Source organism: Corallococcus silvisoli (assembly GCF_009909145.1).
GTDB lineage: Bacteria > Myxococcota > Myxococcia > Myxococcales > Myxococcaceae > Corallococcus > Corallococcus silvisoli.
The window spans coordinates 125,687-149,394 of the sequence record NZ_JAAAPJ010000001.1; the positions used below are offsets into that span (position 1 = coordinate 125,687).

The 23,708-nt window shown below is 72.3% G+C and carries 18 protein-coding genes; 10 read left to right on the forward strand and 8 right to left on the reverse strand.

Annotated features, from left to right (window positions below; translation table 11 throughout):
- Positions 1-5: 5 nt before the first annotated feature.
- Positions 6-953, reverse strand: a complete 948-nt coding sequence (locus tag GTY96_RS00425) for a serine/threonine-protein kinase (protein WP_186002156.1) — start codon at positions 951-953, stop codon at positions 6-8.
- Positions 950-1,690 carry a TIGR02266 family protein gene (locus GTY96_RS00430; protein WP_407926970.1) on the reverse strand — a complete coding sequence of 247 codons (741 nt, stop codon included), beginning with the start codon at positions 1,688-1,690 and terminating at the stop codon, positions 950-952. The genes GTY96_RS00425 and GTY96_RS00430 overlap by 4 nt, the downstream gene beginning before the upstream one ends.
- Before the next feature lie 261 nt (positions 1,691-1,951).
- On the opposite strand from GTY96_RS00430, the gene cglD reads away from it, so the two are divergent.
- Positions 1,952-5,368: an adventurous gliding motility lipoprotein CglD gene (gene cglD / locus GTY96_RS00435; RefSeq protein WP_143908003.1), complete on the forward strand. Its 3,417-nt coding sequence runs from the start codon at positions 1,952-1,954 to the stop codon at positions 5,366-5,368.
- A gap of 137 nt (positions 5,369-5,505) precedes the next feature.
- Here cglD and GTY96_RS00440 read toward each other — a convergent pair whose 3' ends face one another.
- Together GTY96_RS00440 and GTY96_RS00445 are read right to left on the reverse strand one after the other, a co-directional pair.
- Positions 5,506-7,266 (reverse strand): M14 family zinc carboxypeptidase, encoded by a 1,761-nt coding sequence (locus GTY96_RS00440; protein ID WP_161663576.1) that lies wholly within the window; start codon positions 7,264-7,266, stop codon positions 5,506-5,508.
- 33 nt (positions 7,267-7,299) lie between these two features.
- Complete coding sequence (locus GTY96_RS00445; RefSeq protein ID WP_161663577.1) at positions 7,300-8,235, reverse strand: MBL fold metallo-hydrolase; 936 nt, start codon at positions 8,233-8,235, stop codon at positions 7,300-7,302.
- A gap of 169 nt (positions 8,236-8,404) precedes the next feature.
- Here GTY96_RS00445 and GTY96_RS38155 point away from each other — a divergent pair, with 169 nt between their 5' ends.
- Both GTY96_RS38155 and GTY96_RS00455 read left to right on the forward strand, forming a co-directional pair.
- Entirely contained in the window at positions 8,405-9,865 is a 1,461-nt protein-coding gene (locus GTY96_RS38155) for a sensor histidine kinase (protein ID WP_161663578.1), read from the forward strand.
- The gene (locus GTY96_RS00455; RefSeq protein ID WP_161663579.1) at positions 9,862-11,280 is read left to right on the forward strand and encodes a sigma-54-dependent transcriptional regulator; all 1,419 of its coding nucleotides are present in this window, start codon (positions 9,862-9,864) and stop codon (positions 11,278-11,280) included. Before GTY96_RS38155 ends, GTY96_RS00455 begins: the two co-directional genes overlap by 4 nt.
- Here GTY96_RS00455 and GTY96_RS00460 read toward each other — a convergent pair.
- Positions 11,277-11,741 carry a hypothetical protein gene (locus GTY96_RS00460; RefSeq protein ID WP_143908011.1) on the reverse strand — a complete coding sequence of 155 codons (465 nt, stop codon included), beginning with the start codon at positions 11,739-11,741 and terminating at the stop codon, positions 11,277-11,279. The genes GTY96_RS00455 and GTY96_RS00460 overlap by 4 nt on opposite strands.
- Before the next feature lie 119 nt (positions 11,742-11,860).
- Between GTY96_RS00460 and GTY96_RS00465 the strand changes: the two genes are divergently transcribed.
- Positions 11,861-12,439 (forward strand): hypothetical protein, encoded by a 579-nt coding sequence (locus GTY96_RS00465; protein ID WP_143908013.1) that lies wholly within the window; start codon positions 11,861-11,863, stop codon positions 12,437-12,439.
- Between the two features lie 4 nt (positions 12,440-12,443).
- Positions 12,444-13,022, forward strand: coding sequence for an RNA polymerase sigma factor (locus GTY96_RS00470; RefSeq protein ID WP_161663580.1), 579 nt, complete (start codon positions 12,444-12,446; stop codon positions 13,020-13,022).
- Positions 13,023-13,031: 9 nt separating this feature from the next.
- On the opposite strand, the gene GTY96_RS00475 is transcribed toward GTY96_RS00470, so the two are convergent.
- Positions 13,032-15,083, reverse strand: coding sequence for a DUF7151 family protein (locus tag GTY96_RS00475; protein WP_161663581.1), 2,052 nt, complete (start codon positions 15,081-15,083; stop codon positions 13,032-13,034).
- A gap of 311 nt (positions 15,084-15,394) precedes the next feature.
- Here GTY96_RS00475 and GTY96_RS00480 point away from each other — a divergent pair, with 311 nt between their 5' ends.
- The 3 genes from GTY96_RS00480 (at position 15,395) to GTY96_RS00490 (ending at position 19,425) form a co-directional block, all read left to right on the forward strand.
- On the forward strand, positions 15,395-17,761 hold the full coding sequence (locus GTY96_RS00480; protein ID WP_161663582.1) for a heavy metal translocating P-type ATPase: 2,367 nt from the start codon (positions 15,395-15,397) through the stop codon (positions 17,759-17,761).
- A gap of 115 nt (positions 17,762-17,876) precedes the next feature.
- The gene (locus GTY96_RS00485) at positions 17,877-18,290 is read left to right on the forward strand and encodes a four-helix bundle copper-binding protein (RefSeq protein WP_143908021.1); all 414 of its coding nucleotides are present in this window, start codon (positions 17,877-17,879) and stop codon (positions 18,288-18,290) included.
- A gap of 43 nt (positions 18,291-18,333) precedes the next feature.
- Positions 18,334-19,425 (forward strand): aromatic ring-hydroxylating oxygenase subunit alpha, encoded by a 1,092-nt coding sequence (locus tag GTY96_RS00490; protein WP_143908023.1) that lies wholly within the window; start codon positions 18,334-18,336, stop codon positions 19,423-19,425.
- Between the two features lie 27 nt (positions 19,426-19,452).
- Here GTY96_RS00490 and GTY96_RS00495 read toward each other — a convergent pair whose 3' ends face one another.
- On the reverse strand, positions 19,453-20,412 hold the full coding sequence (locus GTY96_RS00495; RefSeq protein WP_143908025.1) for a PLP-dependent cysteine synthase family protein: 960 nt from the start codon (positions 20,410-20,412) through the stop codon (positions 19,453-19,455).
- A 177-nt stretch (positions 20,413-20,589) separates the two neighbouring features.
- Here GTY96_RS00495 and GTY96_RS00500 point away from each other — a divergent pair, with 177 nt between their 5' ends.
- Positions 20,590-22,053 carry a sensor histidine kinase gene (locus tag GTY96_RS00500; RefSeq protein ID WP_143908027.1) on the forward strand — a complete coding sequence of 488 codons (1,464 nt, stop codon included), beginning with the start codon at positions 20,590-20,592 and terminating at the stop codon, positions 22,051-22,053.
- Positions 22,054-22,134: 81 nt separating this feature from the next.
- A complete protein-coding gene (locus tag GTY96_RS00505) occupies positions 22,135-22,743 on the forward strand; it encodes a DUF2378 family protein (RefSeq protein ID WP_143908029.1) in 609 nt (202 codons plus the stop codon).
- Here the strand turns inward: GTY96_RS00505 and GTY96_RS00510 are convergent.
- A complete protein-coding gene (locus tag GTY96_RS00510; RefSeq protein WP_161663583.1) occupies positions 22,734-23,669 on the reverse strand; it encodes a pirin family protein in 936 nt (311 codons plus the stop codon). The two genes, GTY96_RS00505 and GTY96_RS00510, sit on opposite strands and share 10 nt — an antisense overlap.
- Positions 23,670-23,708 lie beyond the last annotated feature (39 nt).

A 23,708-nucleotide genomic window follows, 5' to 3' on the forward strand; every position in this document is an offset into this window, starting at 1 on the left:
CCAGCTCAGCCCGTCACCGGCTCCGCGCTCATCAGCCCGCGCACGACGGCGGCCACGGCCAGCGGGGTCGCCACGCGGTCGTCGCTCAGCGCCGCCAGCGCCCGGGCGAACTGCTCCGCCGACGAGAAGCGCTGCGACGGATGCGGCGCGAGCGCCCGGTCCAACACCAGCGCCAGGGCGTCGGACACCTCGGGGGCCAGCATGCGCACGGGCGTCACCCGGAGGCCCCGGATGGAGGCCTCCACCTCCTCGGCCGTGCCCTCCGGGAAGGGCGACGCCAGCGACAACAGCTCGTACAGCAGCACCGCCGCCGCCCACAGGTCCACCGCCACGGACACCTCGCCCGCCAGCAGCTCCGGGGAGCGGTAGTGCTGCTTGCCCACGCGCCGTGGATCCACCGCCATGCCCGCGCGCGAGCGGGCCGCGCCGAAGTCCGCCAGCTTCACCTCGCCGCCGCGGGACAGCAGCACGTTGCTCGGGGACACATCGCAGTGCACCACCGCCAGCGGCCGGCCCTTGGAGTTGGTGGCCGCGTGCGCGTACGCCAGCGCCTCCAGCACGTGGCGCACCATCATCACCGACAGGTCGATGGGCAATTCGATGCGCCGGCGGCGGCACTGCGCCAGCACCCGCCCCAGGTCCGTGCCGTCCACCAGCTCCAGCGCCAGGTAGGGCCCATCCTCCAGCTCGCCGTACTCCCGGAAGCCCACGATGTGCGGGTGCTCCAGGCACCGCGCCAGCTCCGCCTCGTGCAGCAGCTGCTCGCGCGCCTCCGGGTCCCGCGCGCGCTCCGGCCGCACGCGCTTGAGCGCCACGTCCTCGCCCGCCATCGGCCCCTGGCGCATCCGCGCGCGGAACACCTCCGCGTTGCCGCCGCGCCCCAGCCGCGACAGCAATTGGAAGCGCCCCAGGTCGCGCGGCCACTCCGGTGTCTGGCCTTCCTCCAGCGTCACGCCTTGTCCCCCACCAGGCTCGCCAGGTATTCGTCGAGCGTCGCCGAGAAGGTGGCGTCGTCGCTCAGGAAGGCCAGCCCCACGCCTCCGGTATAGGGCGCGTCCACCACGTGGACCACCAGCGCCTCGCCCTGCAGGCGCTGGCCGTTGGGCAGCTTCACGTCCACCGTGACGACGCTGTCCTGCGGCGGACGGTGGGCCGTGCGCACGAAGAGGCCGCCGTTGGAGATGTTCAGCGCGTGCTCGCGCACGAAGTCCAGCTCCGTGCGGAACTCCAGCTCCAGCTTCACCGCGAACCTGCGGCCCCGCCGCTGGGGCTCCTCCGCGGAGCCTTCGCCCTCCGGCCTCCGGAACGACTCGCCTTCCGGCCGGGCGGGAGGGGCCACTGTCGCGGGCGGCGCTCCAGGCGCGGGCGCTTGGGGCAGGGGGCCTCGCGCGGCCAGCGCCTCCAGGTGCTGTTGAAGCTCCTGCGCGGCCTGCGCGCGCTCCTCGCCGGTGAAGGGCGTGCCGCCCGCCAGCGTCCGCGAGCGCAGTGCGTCCCGCTCCGCCTTGGGCAGGCGCCACAGCTCCACGAAGGTGCCGCCGCTCTTGCGCACCTCCTCACCCAGCCGCTCCACCGCCGCGCGCGGATAGCCGGGCACTTCGACCTTCACCTCCAACGCGCCGGCCTCGTCGCGGAACGCCACCAGCAACTGCATGGATTGCGCGGAGGGCAACAGCGCGCCCAACCCCTGCACCACGGCCGCCGCCTTCTCAGGCGAAGCTGCTTCCCCCCAGACCGCCGCAAGACCGAAGACTGGCACGGGCGGAAGATAGCCGAGCCCTCCTGGCCCTCGTAAAGACAGTGCAGTCGGAATCAGGCGACGACGGCGGACTCAGAACTTCCAAAATCACGATGCGATCTGCGTCCGAGGACGGACCTACATCGGAATCCCGCGCGCGGGCTTCTATGCTGGCGGGTGTTCTCCGTAACCCCCCTTCTCGGAGTGCACCTCTGTATGCGCAATTGGATCCGACTCTGCTCTGGCACGCTGCTCGCCGCCACGCTCCTCACAGGCTGTGGTGGCACCGACCCTGACCCCGACCCGGGACCCGGTCCTGAAACCATCACCGACGGAGGCACTGACGCGGGCTCCGACGCGGGCTTCGACGCGGGCTTCGACGCGGGCTATGTCGAGGACGCTGGCGTCATCGTCGACCCCGACCCCGACCCCGGCAAAGTCCCCACCGACCCATATGATCCGAACAACTCGAAGAAGGACTCGGACTGCGACGGCCTGACGGACGAGGAGGAGTACTCCACGGTCTACGCCGGAGGCCTGAAGACGGACCCCGGCCTGCGCGACACGGACGGCGACGGCATCCGCGACGGCGTGGAGGTGGGCCGCACGTCCAGCGTGGATCCCAACTGCTCGTTCTACCCGGACCAGGATCCGTCCACGCGCACCTCGCCGGTGAAGGCGGACACGGACGAGGACGGCCTGCCGGACGGCCTGGAGGACGCCAACCGCAACGGCAAGCGCGACGCCACGGAGACGGACCCCAACACCGCGGACACGGACGGCGACGGCATCCCGGATGGCGTGGAGGACGCGAACAAGAACGGCTCGGTGAGCCCCGGTGAGACGGACCCGCGCCTGCGCGACACCGACGGCGACGGGCTGCCGGACGGCCTGGAGAAGCAGACCGGCACGGATCCGCTCAACCCCGACACCGACGGAGACACCTGCTCCGACGGCGCCGAGGACGTGAACAAGAACGGCAAGGTGGACCCCGGCGAGACGGATCCGCGCAAGGCGGACTGCGCCGCGTCCGTCCTGGACTCGGACTTCGACGGCATCCCCGACGCGGTGGAGGACGCCACCGGCACCGACAAGTACAAGGCCGACACCGACGGCGACGGCGTGGCGGACGGCGTGGAGGACAAGAACAAGAACGGCCGCGTGGACTCCGGTGAGACGGACCCCCGCCTGACGGACTCCGACTGCGACGGGCTCCAGGACGGCCCCGGCCGCGACGGCTTCCTGGGCGAGGACTTCAACTCCAACGGCAAGGTGGACCCGGGCGAGACGGACCCCACCAACCCGGACACGGACGGCGACGGCCTGCTGGACGGCCTGGAGCGGGGCGTGACGACGGCGGCGGCCCCGCGCACCAACTGCGGCTACTCGGGCGACATGGACCCGACCACGAAGACGGACCCCACCAAGGCGGACACCGACGGTGACGGCATCTCCGACGGCGCGGAGGACTCCAACCAGAACGGCCGTGTCGACCCCGGCGAGCTCAACCCGCTGGACCCCACGGACGGCGCGGCCAGCACGCCCGCGGGCAAGGCGTGCAGCGAGCAGAACCTGCGCACGGTGACGTTCAAGGAGGACAGCGGCGCGGACATCCGGCTGGCGCTGCCCAACACCTTCAAGAACGCCAACCTGGTCAACCTCACCGTCAACAACCAGACCGTGGGCGTGATGGGGTGGGATGACACGAAGCAGGTGACGTTCATCGCGTACAAGCGCGGCCAGGTGACGGGCTCCACCACGCCCTCCGGGGACGAGGTGGGCATCCGCTCCGGCACGGCGCTGCTGTCGCCCGCGGACGTGGAGTTCACCCAGACCTTCAGCACCTGGGACGGCTTCCCCGCGGTGGTGGCGCGGTACGGGCTCGCCGGCACCACGGACCTGAAGGCGTTCACCAACTCGCTGGCGCGGCAGCTGGTGCCCTCCAGCCAGGGCACGCTGGCCAACAACGCGGGCATCACCGGGCCGTTCAAGGTCCAGGCGCAGTACGTGCACCGCTCCAACCAGAGCGTCGTGGCGATCATCGCCCTCACGCCCGCGGCCCGCTACAACGAGGCGAACAGCCTCTTCACGATGTCGGACACGGCGGGCGGCTCCGCGCTGGCGCAGTTCGGCGACGCGGACGCGGTGCAGTGCGAGGTCTTCACCGGCAACACGGCGGTGGTGGACTTCCTCTTCGTCGTGGACGACAGCGGCTCCATGGCCACGTCGCAGACCTTCCTCGCCGGCGCGGCGAGCGCGGTGGCCAACAAGCTGGCCAACGCCACGCTGGACTGGCGCCTGGGCATGGTCACCACCGCGTACACCGGCACCGGTCCGAACAAGGGCGTGCTCCGGGCCTTCACGCAGAACGTCGACCAGTTCAAGTCGTGGCTGACCGAGAACGCGGTGTGCAGGAGTTCCGTGTGCGCGGTGACGGACAGCTCGAGCTCCACGCCGTTGCCCAACACCACCTGCGGCAGCGACAAGGAGTGCTGGGTGGGCATCACCGGTGACGGCACCGAGCGTCCGCTGGAGGCGGCGCGCAAGGCCATCAACGACCTGACCGCGACGGGCGGCACCACGGCGACGCGGATCCGGCCGGGCGCGAAGGTGGTGGTCGTCGTGCTGACCGACACCCGCGACCAGTCCAGCAGCTCCCTGGAGGAATACACGGCGTACTTCCTCAACACCGGCACGACGGCGGGGACGACGAAGAACCCGCTCAACACGGTCATCCAGATGCACGGCATCATCTGCCCGCCGGAGAAGGCCACCGCGGACAAGAGCACGTGGTGCCGCACGGATGAGGATCCGCGCATCCCGCGCCACCTGGACGTCATCCAGGCCTCGGGCGGCGTCGCGGGCAGCATCCGGGACAGCACCTCCATCACCAACACCATCAACGCCATCGTGGACAGCGTCATCGCGTCCGTGGGCTACAAGACGCTCAAGCCGCCCATTGGCGCGTCGTTGAAGGTGGCGGTGGCGGAGGTGGCGAACGCCACCCTGTGCCCCAGCATCGGAGACCTGCCGCGCAGCCGCACCAACGGCTTCGACGTGGACGGCATCAACCGCACCGTGTCCTTCTACGGCGCGTGCCGTCCGAAGGAGTCCGGCAAGACGCAGGCGGCGGTGTCGTACCGCTACTGGATCGACCGCACGAGCAAGCCCAACGGCAACCCGCCCCCGTGCTCGTCCGACACCCAGTACTACGACCCCAGCGACCCGGACTTCTGCGCGGGCAAGCTCGTCTGCAATCGCACCACGGACAAGTGCGAGTGCCCGTCGGACTGCGGCGGCACGGCGCCTCCGGGACAGGTGTGCAACACCGACCGCGCGGTGTGTAACTTCACCTGCGCGCCGGACTGCGGCGGCGCGTGCGGCACGTTCGAGACGTGCAACACGGCCACCTGCTCGTGCAGCTGCGTGCAGTCCGCGTCCTGCGCGGCGGGCTACAAGTTCGACAGCGCGTCCTGCGGCTGCGTCTGCGACACGGCCGCGCTCAACTGCGGCCCTGGCTTCGGCTCCAACCCGAGCCTGTGCGCCTGCGTCTGCAAGCCGGACTGCGGCGGCTGCGCGCCGGGCTACACGTGCAACGTCAGCGCGTGCGCCTGCGAGAAGCCCATCGGCTAGGTCGCCTCCGAAACGAAGACGCGCTCCCGGTGCCACGAGGACCGGGAGCGCGGCGGTGAGGCAAGCCCGCTGGACCTGAAGCCCCCGGTGCCCCACGCCCCTTCACGGGGCCACGGGCCGGGGGCTTCTTCTTTTCGTTACTTCACCGGCGCGAGCCCCGGGGGCGCGCTGTCGGCGCGGTACACGGGGTAGAGGCCCAGGCGTTCGTCCCAGGCCGGGTGCCGCTCGGCGAAGAAGCGCAGGCGGGCGTTCGGGTCCTTCGCGAACGCGGGGTCCTTCAGGCGCTCCTGGAACGCGGCCTTCACGCCGGGGTCCTTCGCCAGCAGCTCCCGGGCGAAGGGCTCCACCACGTAGTCCTCGATGTATTCCTTCTGCTCGAAGTGGGCGTTGAAGAAGCCCCACGCCAGGAGCGAGTCCGGCCCCGCGGGCTCGAACAGGTGCGCGACCAGCTCCACGTTCCTCTGCGCCACCGGCACGTAGAGCGTGCCCGCCGGCAGGTCCTGCGTGTCCGGCTTCCACGTGCCCTTGGCGGCGAGGCCCTGGTGGCCTTCGTTGGAGCGCGCCTGGAACTGGAAGTCCTTGGAGTGGAACGACTCCACCTTCGCGGCGGAAACCGCGCGCGTGAGGCGCTGGAACGCGACGTGGTGCGCGGCGAGCTTTGGCGCCACCCACGCGGCGTGCGCGGCGGACACCAGGTAGCCGCCCGTGGGGAGCGTGGCGGTGAGCGCGGGCTGGATGTCCGGCGCGTACGGCACGCTCCACGTCTGGGGCTTCGTGTCGTCGTAGTGGATCCACGGCTGGCCGGAGATGTCCGACGGCGCGCGCTCGTAGGCGTAGCCCTTGAACTGGAGCGTCTCCCGCTTCGCCGTGTTCTCCCAGCCGAGCACCACCTCGCGCACCTGACCGGACGCGGCCTTCTGGTCCTCCGCCTTCACCGCGGCCTGGAGCGCCGCGCCGTCGCGGGCGACGAGGCGCAACAGGCCCTCCATCACGTCGCGGGTGGCCTTCACGCGCTGGGCGTGGGTCTTCCAGGAGTGTGTCTCCACGAGCACGCCGAAGCGGTGGTGGATGGACCAGAAGCCATGGCTGAAGCGCGGCGGGGGGACGCCGTAGGCGAAGCCGCTCGTGGGGTCGTCGTTCTGGAGGAAGGACGGATAGAAGCCGAGCGGCTGGTGCCCCTGCGCGGTGAGCCCGGTGAAGAGCTCCCCCAGCAGCTTCGTGCCCAGCGCCTGGAGCGCGGGCGGGCCGGACTTCTGCGGCTCCAGGCCCACGGACACGTCGGGTTCGAACTTCGCGCCGTCCGTGACGTGCAGGTCCACGTAGACGAGCGGATCCCACGCGTTGAGGTACTGGAGCAGCAGCACCATCTCCGGCGCGTCCGCCTTCACGTAGTCGCGGTTGAGGTTGAGGTTGCGCGCGGTGGTGCGGAAGCCCATCTCCTCCGGGCCCACCTGGTTGGGGCGGTGGTTGGGGCTGAAGCGCTCATGTCCGTCCACGTTGAAGACGGGCACGAAGACGGCGGTGACGCCCTTGAGCACGTCCGGCAGCGCCTTGCCCTGGAGCGCGTCGCGCAAGAGCCAGTAGCCGGCGTCCTTGCCGTCGATCTCGCCCGCGTGGATGCCGCCCTGGAAGAACACCACGGGGCGCTTCTTCCCGCGCGCGGCGTCGGCGGTGAGGGTGCCGTCCTGGCTCACGACGAGCGCCACCAGCGGGCGCCCCTCCGGGGACACGCCCAGCGTGTCGCAGCGGGCCTTGCCGGGGAACGCCTTGGGGAAGGCGCGGCAGAGCGCCTCCGCCTCGGCGTAGCGGCCGGTGCGCGTCCAGCCGCTCTGCTCGGACGTGGAGGTGAGGGGTGGGGCCTGCGTGAGGATCAGGGCGGTGAGCGTGGGCAGGAGCATGGCTCTGCTTGAGACCACAAGCCCCGCCAGCGCTCAACCGTGGCGCACGGTGTGTGTACCTCCCACGGGCAACACGTGCACGCGGTCGCGCGGCCAGCCCCGGCGCACCCACTCCGCGTCCAGGCGGGCGGGAGGCTCGTCGAGCGGCTCGTCGGTGAGCTTGAACGTGCCCCAGTGCATGGCGAAGAAGGCGAGCGCGCCCAGGTCCTCGAAGGCCTGCACCGCCTCCTCCGGGTTCATGTGCTGGAAGCGCATGAACCACGCCGGGTCGTAGGCGCCAATGGGCAGCAGCGCCGCGTCCAGGTGGGGGAAGCGCGCGCCAATCTCCTTGAAGCCCTGGAAGTAGGCGGTGTCGCCGGAGTGGTAGACGCGCGCGCTGGAGCCCTCCACCACGAAGCCCCCCCAGAGCATCTGGTTCGCGTCGTTCAGGCCCCGGCGGCTCCAGTGCTGGGACGGCACGTAGTGCACGCGCACCGGGCCCACCTGCGTGGACTCCCACCAGTCCAGCTCGTGGAAGGGAAGGCCCTCGCCCTGGAACACCGGCGCGTGGCCCAGGCCGGTGATGACGCGGGCGCCCACCTGCTTGAGCGTGGGCAGGTCCAGGTGGTCGTAGTGGTTGTGGGACACGAGGCTCGCGTCGATGGGCGGCAGCTTCTCCGCCGGCACGCCAGGCGGCACGTTGCGCCGGATGACGACGTTGATGGCGTCGCGCAGCACCGGGTCGATGAGGAGCGACACGCCATCCAACTGCACCAGCCAGCTCGCGTGCCCCAGCCAGGTCAGGCGCGCGCCCTCGCCCGGCGCGGGCGGGGTGGCGAGCACCGCCAGGTCCGGCTCCACACGAGGCACCGCGGCGTGCGCGGGGGACTTGCGGCGCCTGCCCGCGAGCTTGTCCACCACGGCCCACTTGAAGACGTTGGTGAACGGGTGCGGCCCACTGCCATCCAGGTTCTTGAAGCGCATCGTCATGGGCGGCTCCCGGCGACGGGTGTCCCCTCAAGATGGGCCCGCGCCGCTTCGGACGGGGGATGCTCGGCCGGAGGGGGGAGGGGCGCAAGGGGAATGCGGCGCCGGGAGGACTTGGGCGGGACGCGAGGGGAGCGGACGCGGGGGGACGGGCCATATAAGAGGGTTCGCGATGGGTCCTGTCTCCGGCACCACCACCCGCAGGGTGTTGCTCGCGTTCGGCGCGCTGGTGGCGCTGTTCGCGGCGGCGTCGGGGTATGCGCTCGGCCGGCTGGCGGACATCCATGAGGGCACGCATGCGCTGCGCGAGGTCGGGGGCCGGGCGCGGGAGGCGCGCGCGCTGGCCACCGCGGTGCGGGATCAGTACGCGCACCTGGCGCACACCATCATCCTGGGCAATGACACCCACCGGCGCTTCCACACCGAGGCGCGCGCCCGCGTGGAGGCGCTGACGCGGCGGCTGGCGGAGCAGGCGCGCGACGCGGAGGAGCGCGCGGCGGTGGCGGACATCCAGGCCTCCGGCGACGCCCTGGACACGCTCTACCGGGACACGCTCCTGCCCGCGGTGATGGCGAAGGACGTGCACGCGGTGGAGGTCGCCCACGGGCGCGCGCTGGAGTGGGTGTCGCGCATCCAGACGCGGGTGGACGCGCTGACGGAGCGCTCGGACGCGTCGATGGTGGCCTTCGAGGCGCACGTGGGCGCGGTGGAGCGAGACAGCTTCCGCTGGGCGCTGCTGCTGCTGGGCGGGGCCACGCTGTTCGCTGCCGGGGTGGGGGTCTACATCGGCAACTCGGTGGCCCGGCCGGTGGCGCGCCTGTCGGAGGGCGCGGCGCGGCTGGCGCGCGGGGACCTGGACGCGCGCATCCCGGAGGATGATCCCGGGGAGCTGGGCCACCTGGCCGCGCAGCTCAACCGGATGACGGGGGCGCTGCGGGAGCACCAGGCGCGGCTCGTCCAGCACGAGAAGCTGGCGGGCATTGGACGGCTGGCGGCGGGCGTGGCGCACGAAATCAACAACCCCCTGGGCGTCATCCTGGGATACGTGCGGCTGTTGCAGCGGCGGGCGGAGGGCGCGCTCGCGGAGGACCTGCGCGTGGTGGAGGAGGAGGCGGTGCGCTGCCAGGACATCGTGGAGGGGTTGCTGGACGTGGCGCGTCCGGGGCGCGGGCCGCTGGAGCCGGTGGCGCTGCGCGAGGCGTGCGAGGAGGTCGTGTCCCGCCTGCGCGAGTCCGCGAGACTGGCCCCGGTGGCGGTGGAGCTGCACGGGGAAGGCACCGCGTGGGCGCAGGCGCCGCGCCTGCGGCAGGTGCTGCTCAACCTGGTGAAGAACGCGGCGGAGGCGGCGGGCGAGGGCGGACGGGTGGAGGTGCGCATCGCGGTGGACGCGCAGGGCGGCGCCCGGGTGGCGGTCTCCGACTCCGGGCCCGGGATGACGGCGGAGGCGCGGGCGCGGCTGTTCGAGCCGTTCTTCACGACCAAGCCCTCCGGCACGGGGCTGGGGCTCGCGGTGAGCCAGTCCATCGCGGAGGCGCACGGCGGACGCATCGACGTGGACACGGGCCCGTGGGGCGGCGCGCGCTTCACGCTGTCCCTGCCCGCGCCCTCGCGCGAACAGGAGGCGGCGGCATGAGCGGCGCGGAGCCCCGGCCGTCCGTCCTCGTGGTGGACGACAAGGAGAACATGCTCAAGCTGTTCGCGCGCATCCTCGGCGACGCGTACGCGGTGACGACGGCGCCGGACGGGGCGCGGGCGCTGGCCCTGCTGTCCGCGCGGCCCTTCGACGTGGTGGTGACGGACATCCAGATGCCCGGCGCGGATGGCTTCACGGTGCTGCGCGAGGTGAAGCGGCGCGCGCCGGACACGGAGGTGGTGCTCGTCACCGCCTACGCCAGCATCCCCAAGGCGGTGGAGGCCATCAAGGAGGGCGCGTACGACTACCTGTCCAAGCCCTTCGACCCGGACGAGGTGGCGCTGGTGGTGGCCCGCGCGCTGGAGCGCCAGCGCCAGCACCGGGACGCGCGGGGGCTGGCGGGCCGCGTGGCGCGCATGCCGGACTTCCACGGCCTGCGCGGCACCAGCACCGCGCTCCAGAAGACGCACGCGCTGCTCGCGCAGCTGGCGGCGCGCGACCTCACGGTGGTGCTCACCGGCGAGACGGGCACGGGCAAGGAGCTGGCCGCCCGCGCGCTGCACCGGGAGAGCCCCCGCCGCGACAGGCCCTTCGTCGCGGTGAACTGCGGCGCGCTGCCGGCGGAGCTGGTGGAGAGCGAGCTCTTCGGCCACGCGAAGGGGGCCTTCACCGGCGCCACGGGCGCGAAGGCGGGCCTCTTCGAGGAGGCCCACGGCGGCACGCTCTTCCTGGACGAGGTGGGGGACCTGCCGCTCCCCGTGCAGGTGAAGCTCAACCGCGCGCTCCAGGAGAAGGAGGTGCGCCGCGTGGGCACCACCACGCCGGTGACGGTGGACGTGCGCGTGGTGGCGGCGACGCACCGGGACCTCGCGGTGGAGGTGGCGCAAGGGCGCTTCCGCGAGGACCTCTACTACCGGTTGGGCGGCGTGACGGTGCGCATGCCCGCGCTGCGCGAGCGGCGCGAGGACATCGCGCTGCTGGCCATGCACTTCCTCGCCGCCGCGAACCGGCCGGAGCTGGAGGGCTTCACGCCCCCGGCGCTCCACGCGCTCACCGCCGCGCCCTGGCCGGGCAACGTGCGGCAGCTCCAGAACGCGGTCGCGCGCGCGGCCGCGGTGGCGGCGGGCCCACGCATCACGCCGGAGGACCTGCCGCCGGAGCTCGACGTGCCCGGCTCCCTCGCGGCCCCGGGCCCGCTGCCCGCGGAGGCGCTGGCGAAGCAGCCCTACCGCGAGACGGTGGACCGCGTTCGCGACGCCGTGTCCCGCGACTACCTCACCGCGCTGATGCAGGAGTTCTCCGGCAACGTCACCCACGCGGCCGAGCGCGCGGGCATGGAGCGCGAGAGCCTGCACCGCCTGCTCAAGCGCTACGGGGTTCGCACGGAGGACTTCAAGCGCGGCGAGTCACCCTAGCGGGGCTCGTGCTCCGCCAGCACCTTGTCCAGCGCCTCCGCCTGCTGACGCACGTCCGCGTCCGTGTCCTTCATCGCCTTGGCGGCGTGCGCCCGGGCCTTGCCGGCCTCCGTCTTCGCCAGCGCCATGGCCATACACAGGTTCGCCTTCGGGTGCTCCGGAGATGCCGTCAGCGCCGCCTTGAGGACCTCCACCGCCTGGGCGTCCTCCTGCTTCTCCAGGTGGAACATCGCCAGGACACAGGCCGGCTCCGCCGCGGAGGGCTGCTGCTTGAGCGCCTCCTGCAGCAGCTCCGTGGCGAAGCCCCGCTGGCCGTGCCCGTCCATCGCGAAGGCCATGGCGTGGAGCTCCTCCACGGAAGCGTCCCCCTGCTGCTTCGCCTGCTCCACGAGACGCTGCGCGTTCTCGAAGTTGCCTGCGCGCAGCTCCTTGATTCCCTCGGAATACAGGTAGTTCCCCACGGTGTCCTCCAGTGCACCACGCGGTGCGTTGGCGCATTCTGCGCGACTTTGGGAGTGGATCCGCAACTTTGGGCAGGCGGATTCCGAAAAATCGAGAAGACTTCTCTCCCAGGCGCCCCATGCTCATCCGCAACGCCCCCGTCCGCCAGCCGCTGACCTCCGGTACGGAGTCCCCCACCGCCCGCCCCGCGGCCCCCGCCGCGCGCAACGCGGTGAAGGACTCCTTCGCTTCCGGCACCACCGCCGCCCAGCGCACGGGGGCCGTGTCCAGCGCGCCTCCGGGCGACAACGGCAAGCTGATGAGCGAGTACCTCACCGGCGCGCGCCCGCCCCCGGCGGACTTCGAGCAGGTGATGGGTTACAAGCCCTACGCCATCCAGACGCCGCACGGCCAGCGCATGCAGGACCCGCTCGGCTACGCGTCGGTGCCCGGCCAGATTGGCCCGGTGAAGGAGTTCGACAAGGCGGCCAAGACGCACGACTACGGCTACGACATGCTGCGTTACTACGACCGCAAGGGCACGCCGCTGAAGCCCGAGGCCCGCAAGGCCGCGGACGCGCAGTTCCGCAAGGACATGTTCGACTACGCGAACGACCAGAAGGGCACGCTGGACCGCTTCAAGTACCGCGCGTGGGCGCAGATCTACGCCACCGCGGTGGAGCTGAACTCGCGCGTGCAGGGCTACGGCCCTCCGTAACCGCATGGACGCTGAAGGGCCAGAGGCGGGGCTGCCCCCGGACCGCGAGGACGTGATGGCGGCGCTCCTGGCCCATCAGCGCCGCTTCCTCGCGTTCCTGGAGCGGCGCGTGGGCAGCCGGGCCGCCGCGGAGGACCTGCTCCAGACGGCCTTCGCCCGCACCCTGGAGAAGGGCGGGGCGCTGAAGGATGGCGAGGGCGCGGTGGCGTGGGTCTACCGCCTGCTGCGCAACGCCCTGGTGGACCACCACCGCCGGCAGGCCGCGGAGGGACGCGCGCTGGCGGTGGAGGCCCGCGACGCGGAGGGCGCCGCGTCGGAGGATCCGGAGCTGAAGGCCACCGTGTGCGCGTGCCTGAACGACCTCCTGCCCACGCTCAAGCCTGAGTACGCGGAGCTGGTGCACCAGGTGGACCTGGAGGGGCGCGCGGTGCCGGACGTGGCGCGCGAGGTGGGCATCACCGCCAACAACGCGGGCGTGCGGCTGCACCGCGCGCGGCTGGCGCTCAAGCGTTCGCTGGAGCGCGGCTGCGGCGCGTGCGCGGCGCACGGCTGCCTGGACTGCACCTGCAAGCCCCGTCGGTGAGCCGCGCCCTCAGGGGCACGGGGTCGCGTCGTCGTTGTTGAAGATGTGCACGCCCCCCAGCGGGTCGCCCTGGAACACGTTCGCCGCGAGCGCGGTGGCCAGGCACGTGGGCAGCTTCGCGTTGTCCACGACGACGAAGTCGTCCGTCACGCGGGCCAGCTCTCCCAGGTTGAAGCCGGTGAGCGCCGGGTTGCCCTGGAGGTTGAGGAATCTCAACTCGCGCAGCGCAGAGAGGTCGCCCAGCGTCGCGAGCTGCTTGTTGCCCAGCACCTCCAGCGTATGGAGCCATGTCACCCGGCTGAAGCCTTCCAGCGACGTCAGCGCGTCGTTGACGGTGAGGGTCACCGCTCCGGTGCCACGCAGCTGGGGCAGGCGGTGCACGCGCTGGAGCTGCGCGTTGAATCTCACGAAGAAGCCCTCATCCACCCGCTGCAACAGGGGCATGTCCCCGGCGCTCAAGAGCCCCGTGTTGCCCTGGAGATGGATGCTGCCCGCGAAGGTGAGCTTGTCGAGCCCCACGGTGTTCTCCAGGCGCGGGTTGCCGATGAGCTCCAGCTGGCCCACGGAGGTGAGCTGGCCCAGGGGTGCCAACTGCTCGAGCAACGCGTTGTTCTTCAGCTCCAGCGTGCCGTCCACGGAGGTCAGCTGCTCCAGCCCGAAGGGAGCCGTCAGCAAGCTGTTGTTCGTGATGCGCACGTCTCCGTGGACCCGGGTCAGGTGGACAAAGGGCGTCCGCTTCACCTGGAGGTTGTCCTGGAAGAGGACCGACCCCTGGAGCACGGTGACGAAGGACAGCTGGCCGGGCTCCACCAGCGAGTCGTTCGCGCGCAGGGTGATGCTGTCGCGAGGCTGCACCGCCGCCAGCCCCTCCAGGGTGGGGAGCAGGGGGTTGTCCTCGACGAGGAGGCTGCGCTCGACCCACAGGGGGGCGCTCGCCGCGGTGCCCAGCGTCAGGGAATCGAGCCGGGCGTTGGAGCGCACCGCCACGTCGCCGCCCACGAAGCGCAGGGCGGGCAGGGACAACCGCCGCAGGCTGGAGTTGGCAACCACCGTCAGCGCCCCCTGGATGACCGACAGGGCGGGGAGCGAGGCGTCGGTCAGCGTGGGCGCGGAGATGCGCAGCTCGCCCCTCAGGTGGGTGACGCCCTCGAGCGCCACCAGGTCCACGGGGCTCGTCACGACGAACATCCCGTCGTGCACGCGGATGGAATGACACACGTACACGGTCGACGTGAAGCCGCCGGGGTCGGGCGTACCGTCGTGGTTCGAGTCCTGGAAGAAGTCCACGCGCGTGCCACCGCGAGCGCAGTGGGAGCCCGCGGGCTCTGTCTGGTGACGGGCCTTCAGCTCGGAGGGCTCGATGCCGCAGGCGTAGCCGGTGGCCTCGACCTCGGACGGCTCGAGCGCGGTGTCTCCATTGAGGTCGACCCCGGCCTCCACCGCGCTTCCGCCGTTCTCGTCGCCATCACACGGGGCGGTGAAGGCGGGAATCGAGCGCATGCGTGAGAGCACGGAGGCCGGCTCGTCGCAGGCCAGGACCTCGCGGGAGACCTCTTCGTCCTCCAGCAGGCCGTTGGCGTTGGCGTCATGTCCGGCGTGCGTCACCTGCCCGCCCAGGGCGCACTGCGCGCCGGGAGACACCGGCCGCACGCGCAGGAGCACGTTGGCGACCGTGGTGGCGCAGACGTAGTCGGTGGCGGTGACCTCCGCGTCGTCCAGCTGTCCGTTCGCGTCCAGGTCCAGGCCGGACTGAATCGCCTGTCCTCCGAGCGCGCAGTTCGCTCCGTGGGGCTCGGGCCGCGTGCGGGTGCTCACCTCGGGGAGGGCTGCCGCGCAGATGTAGTCGGTGGCCGTGACCTCCGCGTCGTCCAGCAGCCCGTCGCGGTCCAGGTCCAGGCCGGACTGCACCGCCTGACCGCCGAAGCGGCAGTGCTCGCCCGGGGGCTCCGGGCGCACCCGGGTCTTCGCGTTGCGCTGGGTGACACCCGAGAGGTCGATGGCATCACAGCCGCCGCCGAGGAGCGCCAGCACCGCCCCCCATGCGCTCCACATGCGTCGCATTCGATGCCCTCTCCAGGTCGGGCCCCGACCTTGTCTCCCAGGGAATACGGATGCGGGAGACTTTCCGGGCTGCTGTTCGTAGGGGAGGTCACCCGGCGCCGCAACCCCCTGGAACTCCAGTCACTCCGACGACCCCTTGCGCGCCCTCCTACCGGAAAAATGCCTCGGCCGGGCAGGCGCCGGGCCCGCCTGACGCCCCTCCCTTCAACGGACGGAGCGGGGCGGGTGCCCTTCCGCCGCCGCGCCAGGGGTTTACGCATGTGTAAGAGCGCGCCGGGTGCCGCGTTGGCCTGGGGAAAGGAGGCTTCACCATGGCGCATTCGCATCCGCATTCCCCTGTCTCCGCTTCACCCAGGCCACCGCCCTTCCCGGAGGATGGGGGGCCCGCCATCGACCCCGTGTGCGGCATGGAGGTGGACCCGCGCGCGCCGAAGGGCGGGCAGTGGGAGCACGCCGGGCACACCTGGTCCTTCTGCGGGCCGAAGTGCCGCCAGCGCTTCCAGGCGGACCCCGGGCACTTCCTCCAGCCTCGGACCCCACCTCCCGCCGCCGCGCGGGGCACGGTGTACGTGTGCCCCATGGATCCGGAGGTGCGGCGGGACGCGCCGGGGGCCTGCCCGAAGTGCGGCATGGCGCTGGAGCCGCGCACGGTGACGGCGCGGGCGCCGGCGGATCCCGAGCTGCGCTCGATGACGCGGCGGTTCTGGGTGGGCCTCGCGCTGAGCGTGCCGCTGATGCTGCTGGGCATGTCGGACATGCTGCCGGGCCAGCCGGTGCAGCACGCGCTGTCGCCCGCGGCGCTGCTGTGGGCGCAGTTCGCGCTGGCGACGCCGGTGGTGCTGTGGGTGGGCGCGCCGTTCTTCCAGCGGGGCTGGGCGTCGGTGCGGAACCGGCACCTGAACATGTTCACGCTCATCGCGCTGGGCGCGGGCGCGGCGTATGTCTTCAGCGTGGGGGCCACGCTGTTCCCGCACCTGTTGCCCGAAGGCGCGCGGACGGGGCACGGCGGCACCGCGCCCGTGTACTACGAAGCCGCCGCCATCATCCTCACGCTGGTGGCGCTGGGGCAGGTGCTGGAGTTGCGCGCCCGCCACGCGACGTCCGGCGCGCTGCGGGCCCTGCTGTCGCTGGCCCCCGCCACCGCGAGGCGCATCGGCGATGACGGCCACGAAGAGGACGTCCCGCTGGCCCAGGTGCACGTGGGCCAGCGGCTGCGCGTGCGCCCGGGTGAGAAGGTGCCGGTGGACGGCGAGGTGCTGGAGGGCGCGAGCGCGGTGGACGAATCGCTCGTCACCGGCGAGCCGGTGCCGGTGGAGAAGGGCCCGGGCGCGAAGGTGACGGGCGGCACGGTGAACGGCACGGGGACGCTGGTGATGCTCGCGGAGCGCGTGGGACGCGACACGCTGCTGTCGCGCATCGTCCAGCGCGTGGCCGAGGCGCAGCGCACGCGGGCCCCCATCCAGCGCCTGGCGGACCGCGTGGCCAGCGTCTTCGTGCCCGCGGTCATCGCGGTGGCGCTGCTGACGGCGGCCGTGTGGGCGGTGTGGGGACCGGAGCCGAAGCTCGCGCACGCGCTGGTGAACGCGGTGGCGGTGCTGATCATCGCCTGCCCGTGCGCGCTGGGGCTGGCCACGCCGATGTCCGTGATGGTGGGCACCGGTCAGGGCGCGCGCATGGGCGTCCTCATCCGCGACGCGGCGGCCCTGGAGCGGATGGCGGCGGTGGACACGCTGGTGGTGGACAAGACGGGCACGCTCACGGAGGGCAAGCCGCGCCTCGTGTCGGTGGAGCCCGCGCCGGGCGTGGACGCGGCCGTGCTCCTGCGGCAGGCCGCGAGCCTGGAGCGCGGCAGCGAGCACCCCCTGGCCGAGGCCCTGGTCGCGGGCGCGAGGGAGCGAGGCGTCGCGCTCGGAGCCGTGGACGGCTTCCAGTCCCACCCGGGCCAGGGCGTCCGGGGCCGCGTGGACGGCCGCGACATCGCGCTGGGCAACGCGGCGCTGATGCGGAGCCTGGGCGTGGAGGCGGACGCGCTGACCTCTCGCGCGGAGGCGCTGCGTGAGGAAGGGCAGACCGTGGTGCTGATGGCGGTGGACGGCCGCGCGGCGGGCCTGCTGGGCGTGGAGGACCCCGTGAAGGCGTCCACGCCGGAGGCCCTGGCGCGGCTGCGCGAGGAGGGCCTGCGGGTGGTGATGCTGACCGGCGACAGCCCCACCACGGCCCAGGCGGTGGCGCGCAGGCTGGGCATCACCGAGGTGCTCGCGGGCGTGCAGCCGGACGCGAAGGGCGACGCGGTGAAGCAGCTCCAGGCACAGGGCCGCGTGGTGGCGATGGCGGGCGACGGCGTGAACGACGCACCGGCGCTGGCCCGGGCGGACGTGGGCATCGCGATGGGGACGGGCACCGACATCGCCATGGAGAGCGCGGGCGTGACGCTGGTGAAGGGCGACCTGCGGGGCATCGCGCGCGCGCGCCGGTTGAGCCAGGGCGTTCTGCGCAACATCCGACAGAACCTCTTCTTCGCCTTTGTCTACAACCTGCTGGGCGTGCCGCTGGCGGCGGGGGTGCTCTACCCCGTCTTCGGCCTGCTCTTGAGCCCGCTGTTCGCGAGCGCGGCGATGAGCCTCTCGTCGGTCTCCGTCATCGGCAACGCCCTGCGGTTGCGCCGGCTGGAGCCGTAGTCCTCCCTGCTCCGGAGCGGCGTCCGGGCAGGCGGCCCCGCGGGGCCGGAGGGTCGCGGCCCCGCGCATGCCCACCGTGAAGGGGGAACGGCTTTCTGGCCCGAAAGGACCCCCCATGGCGAACGCCGAATCAGAGCGGGACAACGACGAGCTGCATGAGTGCATCGACCAATGTCTGGCCTGCCACCGCATCTGTCTGGTGACGCTGGCGGACTGTCTGCACCAGGGAGGCAGGCACGCCGAGTCGAAGGACCTCCAACTGCTGATGGACTGCGCGGACATCTGTGAGACGAACGCGCGCTTCATGCTGCGCAACTCCGACCTCTATTCGCGCACCTGCTTCGCCTGCGCGGAGGTGTGCGAGGCCTGCGCCGACGCCTGTGAGCAGCGGAGCGAAGAGGGGTTGATGAAGGCCTGCGCGGAGGCGTGCCGCCGCTGCGAGGCGTCCTGCCGGCGGATGAGCGGTGGGATGATGTCCCAGCCCATCAACCCGGAGGCCGCTCAGCACGCCGCTGACCTGCCCGCCTGAAGGGGGGGCGTGCATGGAACCCCAGGCCCATTAGACTGGGAGCATGAATGCCCGCGAGGAAGGCCGCGCCCCCGGTGCGTCCCCCAGTCACATCTCGGTCGTCCGGCTGCCGCACTCGTGGTTCATCCTGTGCACGTCGCGCGAGCTGAAGGACCAGCCGCTCGCGCGCACGCTCCAGGGCACCCCCCTGGTGCTGTTCCGGGGCGAGGGCGGCAAGCCCGGCGCGCTGGTGGACCGGTGTCCCCATCGCAACGTGCCCTTGTCGCTGGGGCGCGTGCGGGAAGGGCAGCTGGAGTGCGGCTACCACGGCTGGCGCTTCGACTCCGGAGGACAGTGCCGGCTCATCCCCGGGCTCGTGGGGGAACCGGAGGCGAAGTCCCGCTGCGCCACGTCCCACGCGGCGCGAGAGCAGGACGGCTTCGTCTGGGTCTACTCCACGCCCGGCGTGGAGCCCACCACGGAGCCCTTCCGCTTCCCGCTGCTGGACGCGCCGGACTACACCACCGTGCGCCGGGTGCTCCGCGCGCCGGGGTCGCTGCACGCGGTGCTGGAGAACACGCTGGACGTGCCGCACACGGCCTTCCTCCACGGCGGCCTGTTCCGCACCGCGGAGAAGCGCAACGAAATCGACGTGGTGGTGCGCCGGAGCGCGGACCGCGTGGAGGCGGAGTACCTCGGGGAGCCCGCGCCCAAGGGCCTGGTGGGGCGGCTGCTCGCGCCGGGCGGCGGGGTGGTGCAGCACTTCGACCGCTTCCTGATGCCGTCCATCGCGCAGGTGGAGTACCGCATCGGGGAGCGGAGCCACGTCCTGGTCAACTCCGCCATGACGCCGGTGGGGGACTGGGACACGCTCGTGTACGCGGTGGTGACGTTCAAGCTGCCGGTGCCACGCCTGCTCCTGAAGGCCGCGCTGCCCTTCGTCCTGCCGGTGGGGCTGCACATCTTCGGTCAGGACGCGCGCATCCTGGCGAAGCAGACGGACTCCATCCGCCGCTTCGGCACGGAGTCCTACGCCTCCACCGAAATCGACGTGCTGGGCCCGGGCATCCTGCGCCTGATGCGCGCCCAGGAGCGCGAGCGGACCGCCCCTCCGCCGGACACGGTGCACGAGACGCGCGTGCGCATGCGCACGTAGCGCCTGGGCCCCGCTGTCCAGGCCGGGTCAGGTGGGGCGGGCCTGCGGCCGGGGCTGGACGAGCTCCGTGGAGAAGTAGCGCTCCATGCGGTCGGGGAACACCGTCACCACCTGCGCCTGCGGGCCCAGCCGCTTCGCCGCCTCCACCGCCGCCGCGTAGTTGAGCCCGGAGGACGGGCCCACGGGGAAGCCGCGCCGGATGAGCGCGCGCGCGGTGCGCATGGCCAGGTCGTCGGAGACGTCCAGCTCCACGCGCCCCGGCAGGTCCGCTTCGCGGTACAGCTTGGACAGGCCGTCCACCACGCCCGGCACGCGCGCGCTGAAGCTGCAACACTCGATGTCGCAGCCCAGCCCGGCGATGGGCCGCGCGACGAAGGCCGTCACCGGACAGCCCGCCTCCGCGAACGCCTGATACAGCCCCACGATGGTGCCACCCGTGCCCACGCCGCTCACCACGCCGTGCACCAGCCCGCCCGGCACCTGCGCCAGAATCTCCTGCCCCGTCCACACGCGGTGGGCCTCCGCGTTGTCCGGGTTCTCGAACTGGCGGGGCGCGTAGCCCCCGCGCTCCTTCGCCAGGGCCTCCGCGCGCGCGATGGCGCCCCGGATGCCCTCCGCGCGCGGCACCAGCTCCACCTCGCCGCCGTAGGCGCGGATGGCGATGAGCCGCTCCTCCGTCACGCCCTCTGGCATCACCGCCGTGAAGCGGCAGCCCATCTGCGCGCTCGCCAGCGCCATGGCGATGCTCGTGGAGCCGCTGGACGCCTCCACCACGTCGCCGCCCGGGCACAGCTCGCCCAGCCGCCAGGCCTTCTCCAGCATGTACCGCGCGATGCGGTCCTTGGTGGAGCCGCTGGGGTTGAGGAACTCCAGCTTGCACCAGATGGTGGGGCCCTCCGGGTCCAGCCGCACGGGGACGAGCGGCGTGGGCCCCACGGCCTGGAGGAAGCGACCATCAGCGGGGAGCGGGCGGCAGGGAGGGCGCATGGGTCATCCCTATCGCGAAACGCGCCAGGGGGGGAGTCACCCTCTGTTGGCCAGCGAGCGGCGACGACCGCCCGTCCCCCTGGCTGTCCTCCCACGGAAGACATTTTCCCACGCGCGACACTTGGCGCTCCGAGGGCCAGCCATTACGAAGGAGGGCCACGGTTCTCTTCCGCCCGCATGTCGCCTCCAGCGCCCATCATCCTGAACGTCAACGACGACCTGGCCAGCCGCTACGTCACCACCCGCGTCCTCTCCCTGGCGGGCTTCCAGGTGTTGGAGGCCGGCACGGGCGGTGAAACGCTGGCGCTCGCGGACGAGAACACGGACCTCGTCATCCTGGATGTCCGGCTGCCGGACATGAGCGGCCTGGAGGTGTGTCGGCGCCTGAAGTCCTCCTCGCGCACACACAACGCGCTGGTGCTGCACCTGTCCGCGCAGGCGGTGGGGGCCGCGGACCGGGCGCAGGGGCTGGAGCACGGCGCGGACGCGTACCTGGTCGCGCCGGTGGACCCCGAGGAGCTGGTGGCCCAGGTGCACGCGCTCCTGCGCCTGCGCCGCGCCGAACGCGAGGTGCGCGTCCTCTCCGACCAGGTGCAGCGGCAGCGGCGGCTGCTGGACCTGGCCATGTCCGCGGCGGCGGACCCCATCTCCCTCTACGACGGGGACGGCACGCTCATCTTCGCCAACCAGGCGGTGGCCGCGTCGCGCGGGACGCACCACGTGCACCAGCCGGGCCTGAGCATGGACGCGCTGTGCGCGATGGACCCCCAGCTGGAGCCCTACGCGAAGGCGCTGGACGCGGCCCGGCGCACGGGGCAGGTGCAGCGCGGCCGCATCACCCTGTCATCGGACCGGGGCCCGCGGCACTTCGACTACACGATGTCCCCGGCCACCGGGCCCACGGGCGCGGTGGAGGCGGTCATCGCCACCGGGCAGGACGTCACGGAGGTGCGCCACGCGGAGGACTTCCGAGAGCAGTTCCTGGGCATCCTGGGCCACGACCTGCGCAACCCGCTCAACGCGCTGTCCATGTCCGCGCAGCAGCTCCAGCGCCAGGGGGAGCTGTCGGACCGGCAGCGCGTCTTCACCGGGCGCATCCTCACCAGCGCCCAGCGCATGGACCGGATGATCCGCCAGCTCCTGGACTTCGCCCGGGCGCGCCTGGGCGCGGGGCTGCCGGTGGTGCGCGCGGGGTGCGACCTGTTCGACGTGGTGCGCGGCGCGGTGGAGGAGTCGCGCGCCAGCCATCCCCACCGCGAGGTGCTGCTGGAGGTGCGGGGCGACGGGCGCGGCGACTGGGACGCGGATCGGCTGGAGCAGGTGGTGGGCAACCTGATGTCCAACGCGCTCAAGTTCAGTCCTCCAGAGACGCCCGTGCGGGTGGGCGCGGAGGGGCTGGAGGGCGAGGCCGTCGTGTGGGTGCACAACCTGGGCGCGCCCATCGCTCCGGAGCAGCTGCCCCACCTCTTCACCGCGTGGCGCCGCGCCGGCCGCAGTGAACGGGAGCGGGGCGTGTCCGCGGGGTTGGGGTTGGGGCTCTACATCACCGAACAGCTGGTCCGCGCCCACGGCGGCGGCGTGCAGGTGAGCTCCACGGAGGAGCGGGGCACGACCTTCACGGTGAAGCTGCCCCGCCAATGACGCCGGGAGATGTGCCCACTCGTTGACGGATGCGGCGCGTCGGCACTTCCGGATGCGCGGGGGCGACACCACCCTGAGGGCATGGTCCCATCCGAAAAGCGAATCTTCGCCCAGAGCGTGGACGCCCTCTTCGTGCGCGCGTTGGGGCCGCACCTGACACGGGACGGGCGCCAGCGCCTGAAGGCCGTGGGGTTGGACCTGGCGGCGCCGCTGCGCCACAACTATTCGCTGGAGCAGTGGCGGACGTTCCTGGACGTGGCGGCGCGGGACGTGTTCCCGGGCCAGCCGGCGGAGGCCGCCTACCTGGAGCTGGGCGCGCGGTACCTGAAGGGCTTCCAGCAGACGTCCGTGGGGCGGGCGAGCATGCAGCTCGTGACGCACCTGGGGCCGGAGAAGACGCTGGAGCGCGTGCCGTACAACCTGCGCGCCGGCAACAACTTCAACGAGGTGCGGGTGGAGGAGCTGTCGAAGCAGGCCGCCACCCTGTGGGTGAAGGACGTGCTGGCGGACACGCCCTTCTTCGCCTGCGGCTTCCTGGTGGAGACGCTGCGCGCGTCGGGCGCGGGCTCACCGGAGGTGACGCCCCTCGCCTTCGACGGGACGGCGGCGACGTACCGGCTGACGTGGACGGAAGCGAAGGCGCGGCGGCCCACGGGCACGGTCGCGCCGGTCCGCAGGCTCTACGGGTAGCGCACGGGCGCGGGCGGATCATCCGGCGGCAGGGGGATGAACTCCGTCTCCTGCGGGACGGCGGCGAAGCGGCCCTCCTTCCAGTCCGCCTTGGCGGCCTCCAGGCGCTCCTTGGAGGACGACACGAAGTTCCAGAACAGGTAGCGCGGGCCGTCCATGGGCTCGCCGCCCAGGAGCATCATGCGCGCGGGGGCCTCCGCGCTCAGGATGATCTCACTGCCCGGCTTGAACACCAGCAGCTCGCCGGGCTGGAAGCGCGTGCCCTCCACGTCCACGGTGCCTTCGACCAGGTAGAGGCCGCGCTCCTCGTATTCGGTGGGGAGCTTGAGCCGCGCGCCGGCGTCCAGCTTCGCGTCCGCGTAGAAGAGGGCGGAGTGGGCGCGCACGGGGGACTTGCCGCCGTGCACCTCGCCCGCGATGACGTGCAGGTGGACGCCCTCGCCCTCGACGACGGGCAGGGTGTCGGTGGGGTGGTGGACGAAGGCGGGGGCGGTCTCCTCGTGCTGCTTGGGGAGCGCGACCCAGGCCTGGATGCCGAAGAGGCGGCCGCCGGCGGCGCGGGTCTCGGGGCCGGTGCGCTCGGAGTGGGCGATGCCCTGGCCCGCGGTCATCCAGTTCACGGCGCCGGGGCGGATGTGCTGCACGCTGCCCAGCGAGTCGCGGTGGAGGATCTCGCCCTCGAAGAGATAGGTGACGGTGGCCAGCCCGATGTGCGGGTGGGGCCGCACGTCCAGGCCCCGGCCGGGGTCGAAGTCCGCGGGGCCCATCTGGTCCAGGAAGATGAAGGGGCCGACCATGCGGCGGCGCGCGGAGGGCAGCGCGCGGCGCACGTGGAAGCCGTCGCCCAGGTCGCGAATGCGGGGGACGATGAGCGTCTCCAGCGAGGGAGGGGGTTCACGCCCCTGCAGATCCTCTTCCCAGCTCATGGTGTGGCTCCTTTTCGAGGGGGCCCAGTCTGCCTGGGT

Bases quoted from the DNA above. Each gene is read 5' to 3' on its own strand.
- cglD (WP_143908003.1), top strand. From the start codon at position 1,952: ATGCGCAATTGGATCCGACTCTGCTCTGGCACGCTGCTCGCCGCCACG.
- GTY96_RS00440 (WP_161663576.1), bottom strand. From the start codon at position 7,266: ATGCTCCTGCCCACGCTCACCGCCCTGATCCTCACGCAGGCCCCACCC.
- GTY96_RS00445 (WP_161663577.1), bottom strand. From the start codon at position 8,235: ATGACGATGCGCTTCAAGAACCTGGATGGCAGTGGGCCGCACCCGTTC.
- GTY96_RS38155 (WP_161663578.1), top strand. From the start codon at position 8,405: ATGGGTCCTGTCTCCGGCACCACCACCCGCAGGGTGTTGCTCGCGTTC.
- GTY96_RS00455 (WP_161663579.1), top strand. From the start codon at position 9,862: ATGAGCGGCGCGGAGCCCCGGCCGTCCGTCCTCGTGGTGGACGACAAG.
- GTY96_RS00465 (WP_143908013.1), top strand. From the start codon at position 11,861: ATGCTCATCCGCAACGCCCCCGTCCGCCAGCCGCTGACCTCCGGTACG.
- GTY96_RS00470 (WP_161663580.1), top strand. From the start codon at position 12,444: ATGGACGCTGAAGGGCCAGAGGCGGGGCTGCCCCCGGACCGCGAGGAC.
- GTY96_RS00475 (WP_161663581.1), bottom strand. From the start codon at position 15,083: ATGCGACGCATGTGGAGCGCATGGGGGGCGGTGCTGGCGCTCCTCGGC.
- GTY96_RS00480 (WP_161663582.1), top strand. From the start codon at position 15,395: ATGGCGCATTCGCATCCGCATTCCCCTGTCTCCGCTTCACCCAGGCCA.
- GTY96_RS00485 (WP_143908021.1), top strand. From the start codon at position 17,877: ATGGCGAACGCCGAATCAGAGCGGGACAACGACGAGCTGCATGAGTGC.
- GTY96_RS00490 (WP_143908023.1), top strand. From the start codon at position 18,334: ATGAATGCCCGCGAGGAAGGCCGCGCCCCCGGTGCGTCCCCCAGTCAC.
- GTY96_RS00495 (WP_143908025.1), bottom strand. From the start codon at position 20,412: ATGCGCCCTCCCTGCCGCCCGCTCCCCGCTGATGGTCGCTTCCTCCAG.
- GTY96_RS00500 (WP_143908027.1), top strand. From the start codon at position 20,590: ATGTCGCCTCCAGCGCCCATCATCCTGAACGTCAACGACGACCTGGCC.
- GTY96_RS00505 (WP_143908029.1), top strand. From the start codon at position 22,135: ATGGTCCCATCCGAAAAGCGAATCTTCGCCCAGAGCGTGGACGCCCTC.
- GTY96_RS00510 (WP_161663583.1), bottom strand. From the start codon at position 23,669: ATGAGCTGGGAAGAGGATCTGCAGGGGCGTGAACCCCCTCCCTCGCTG.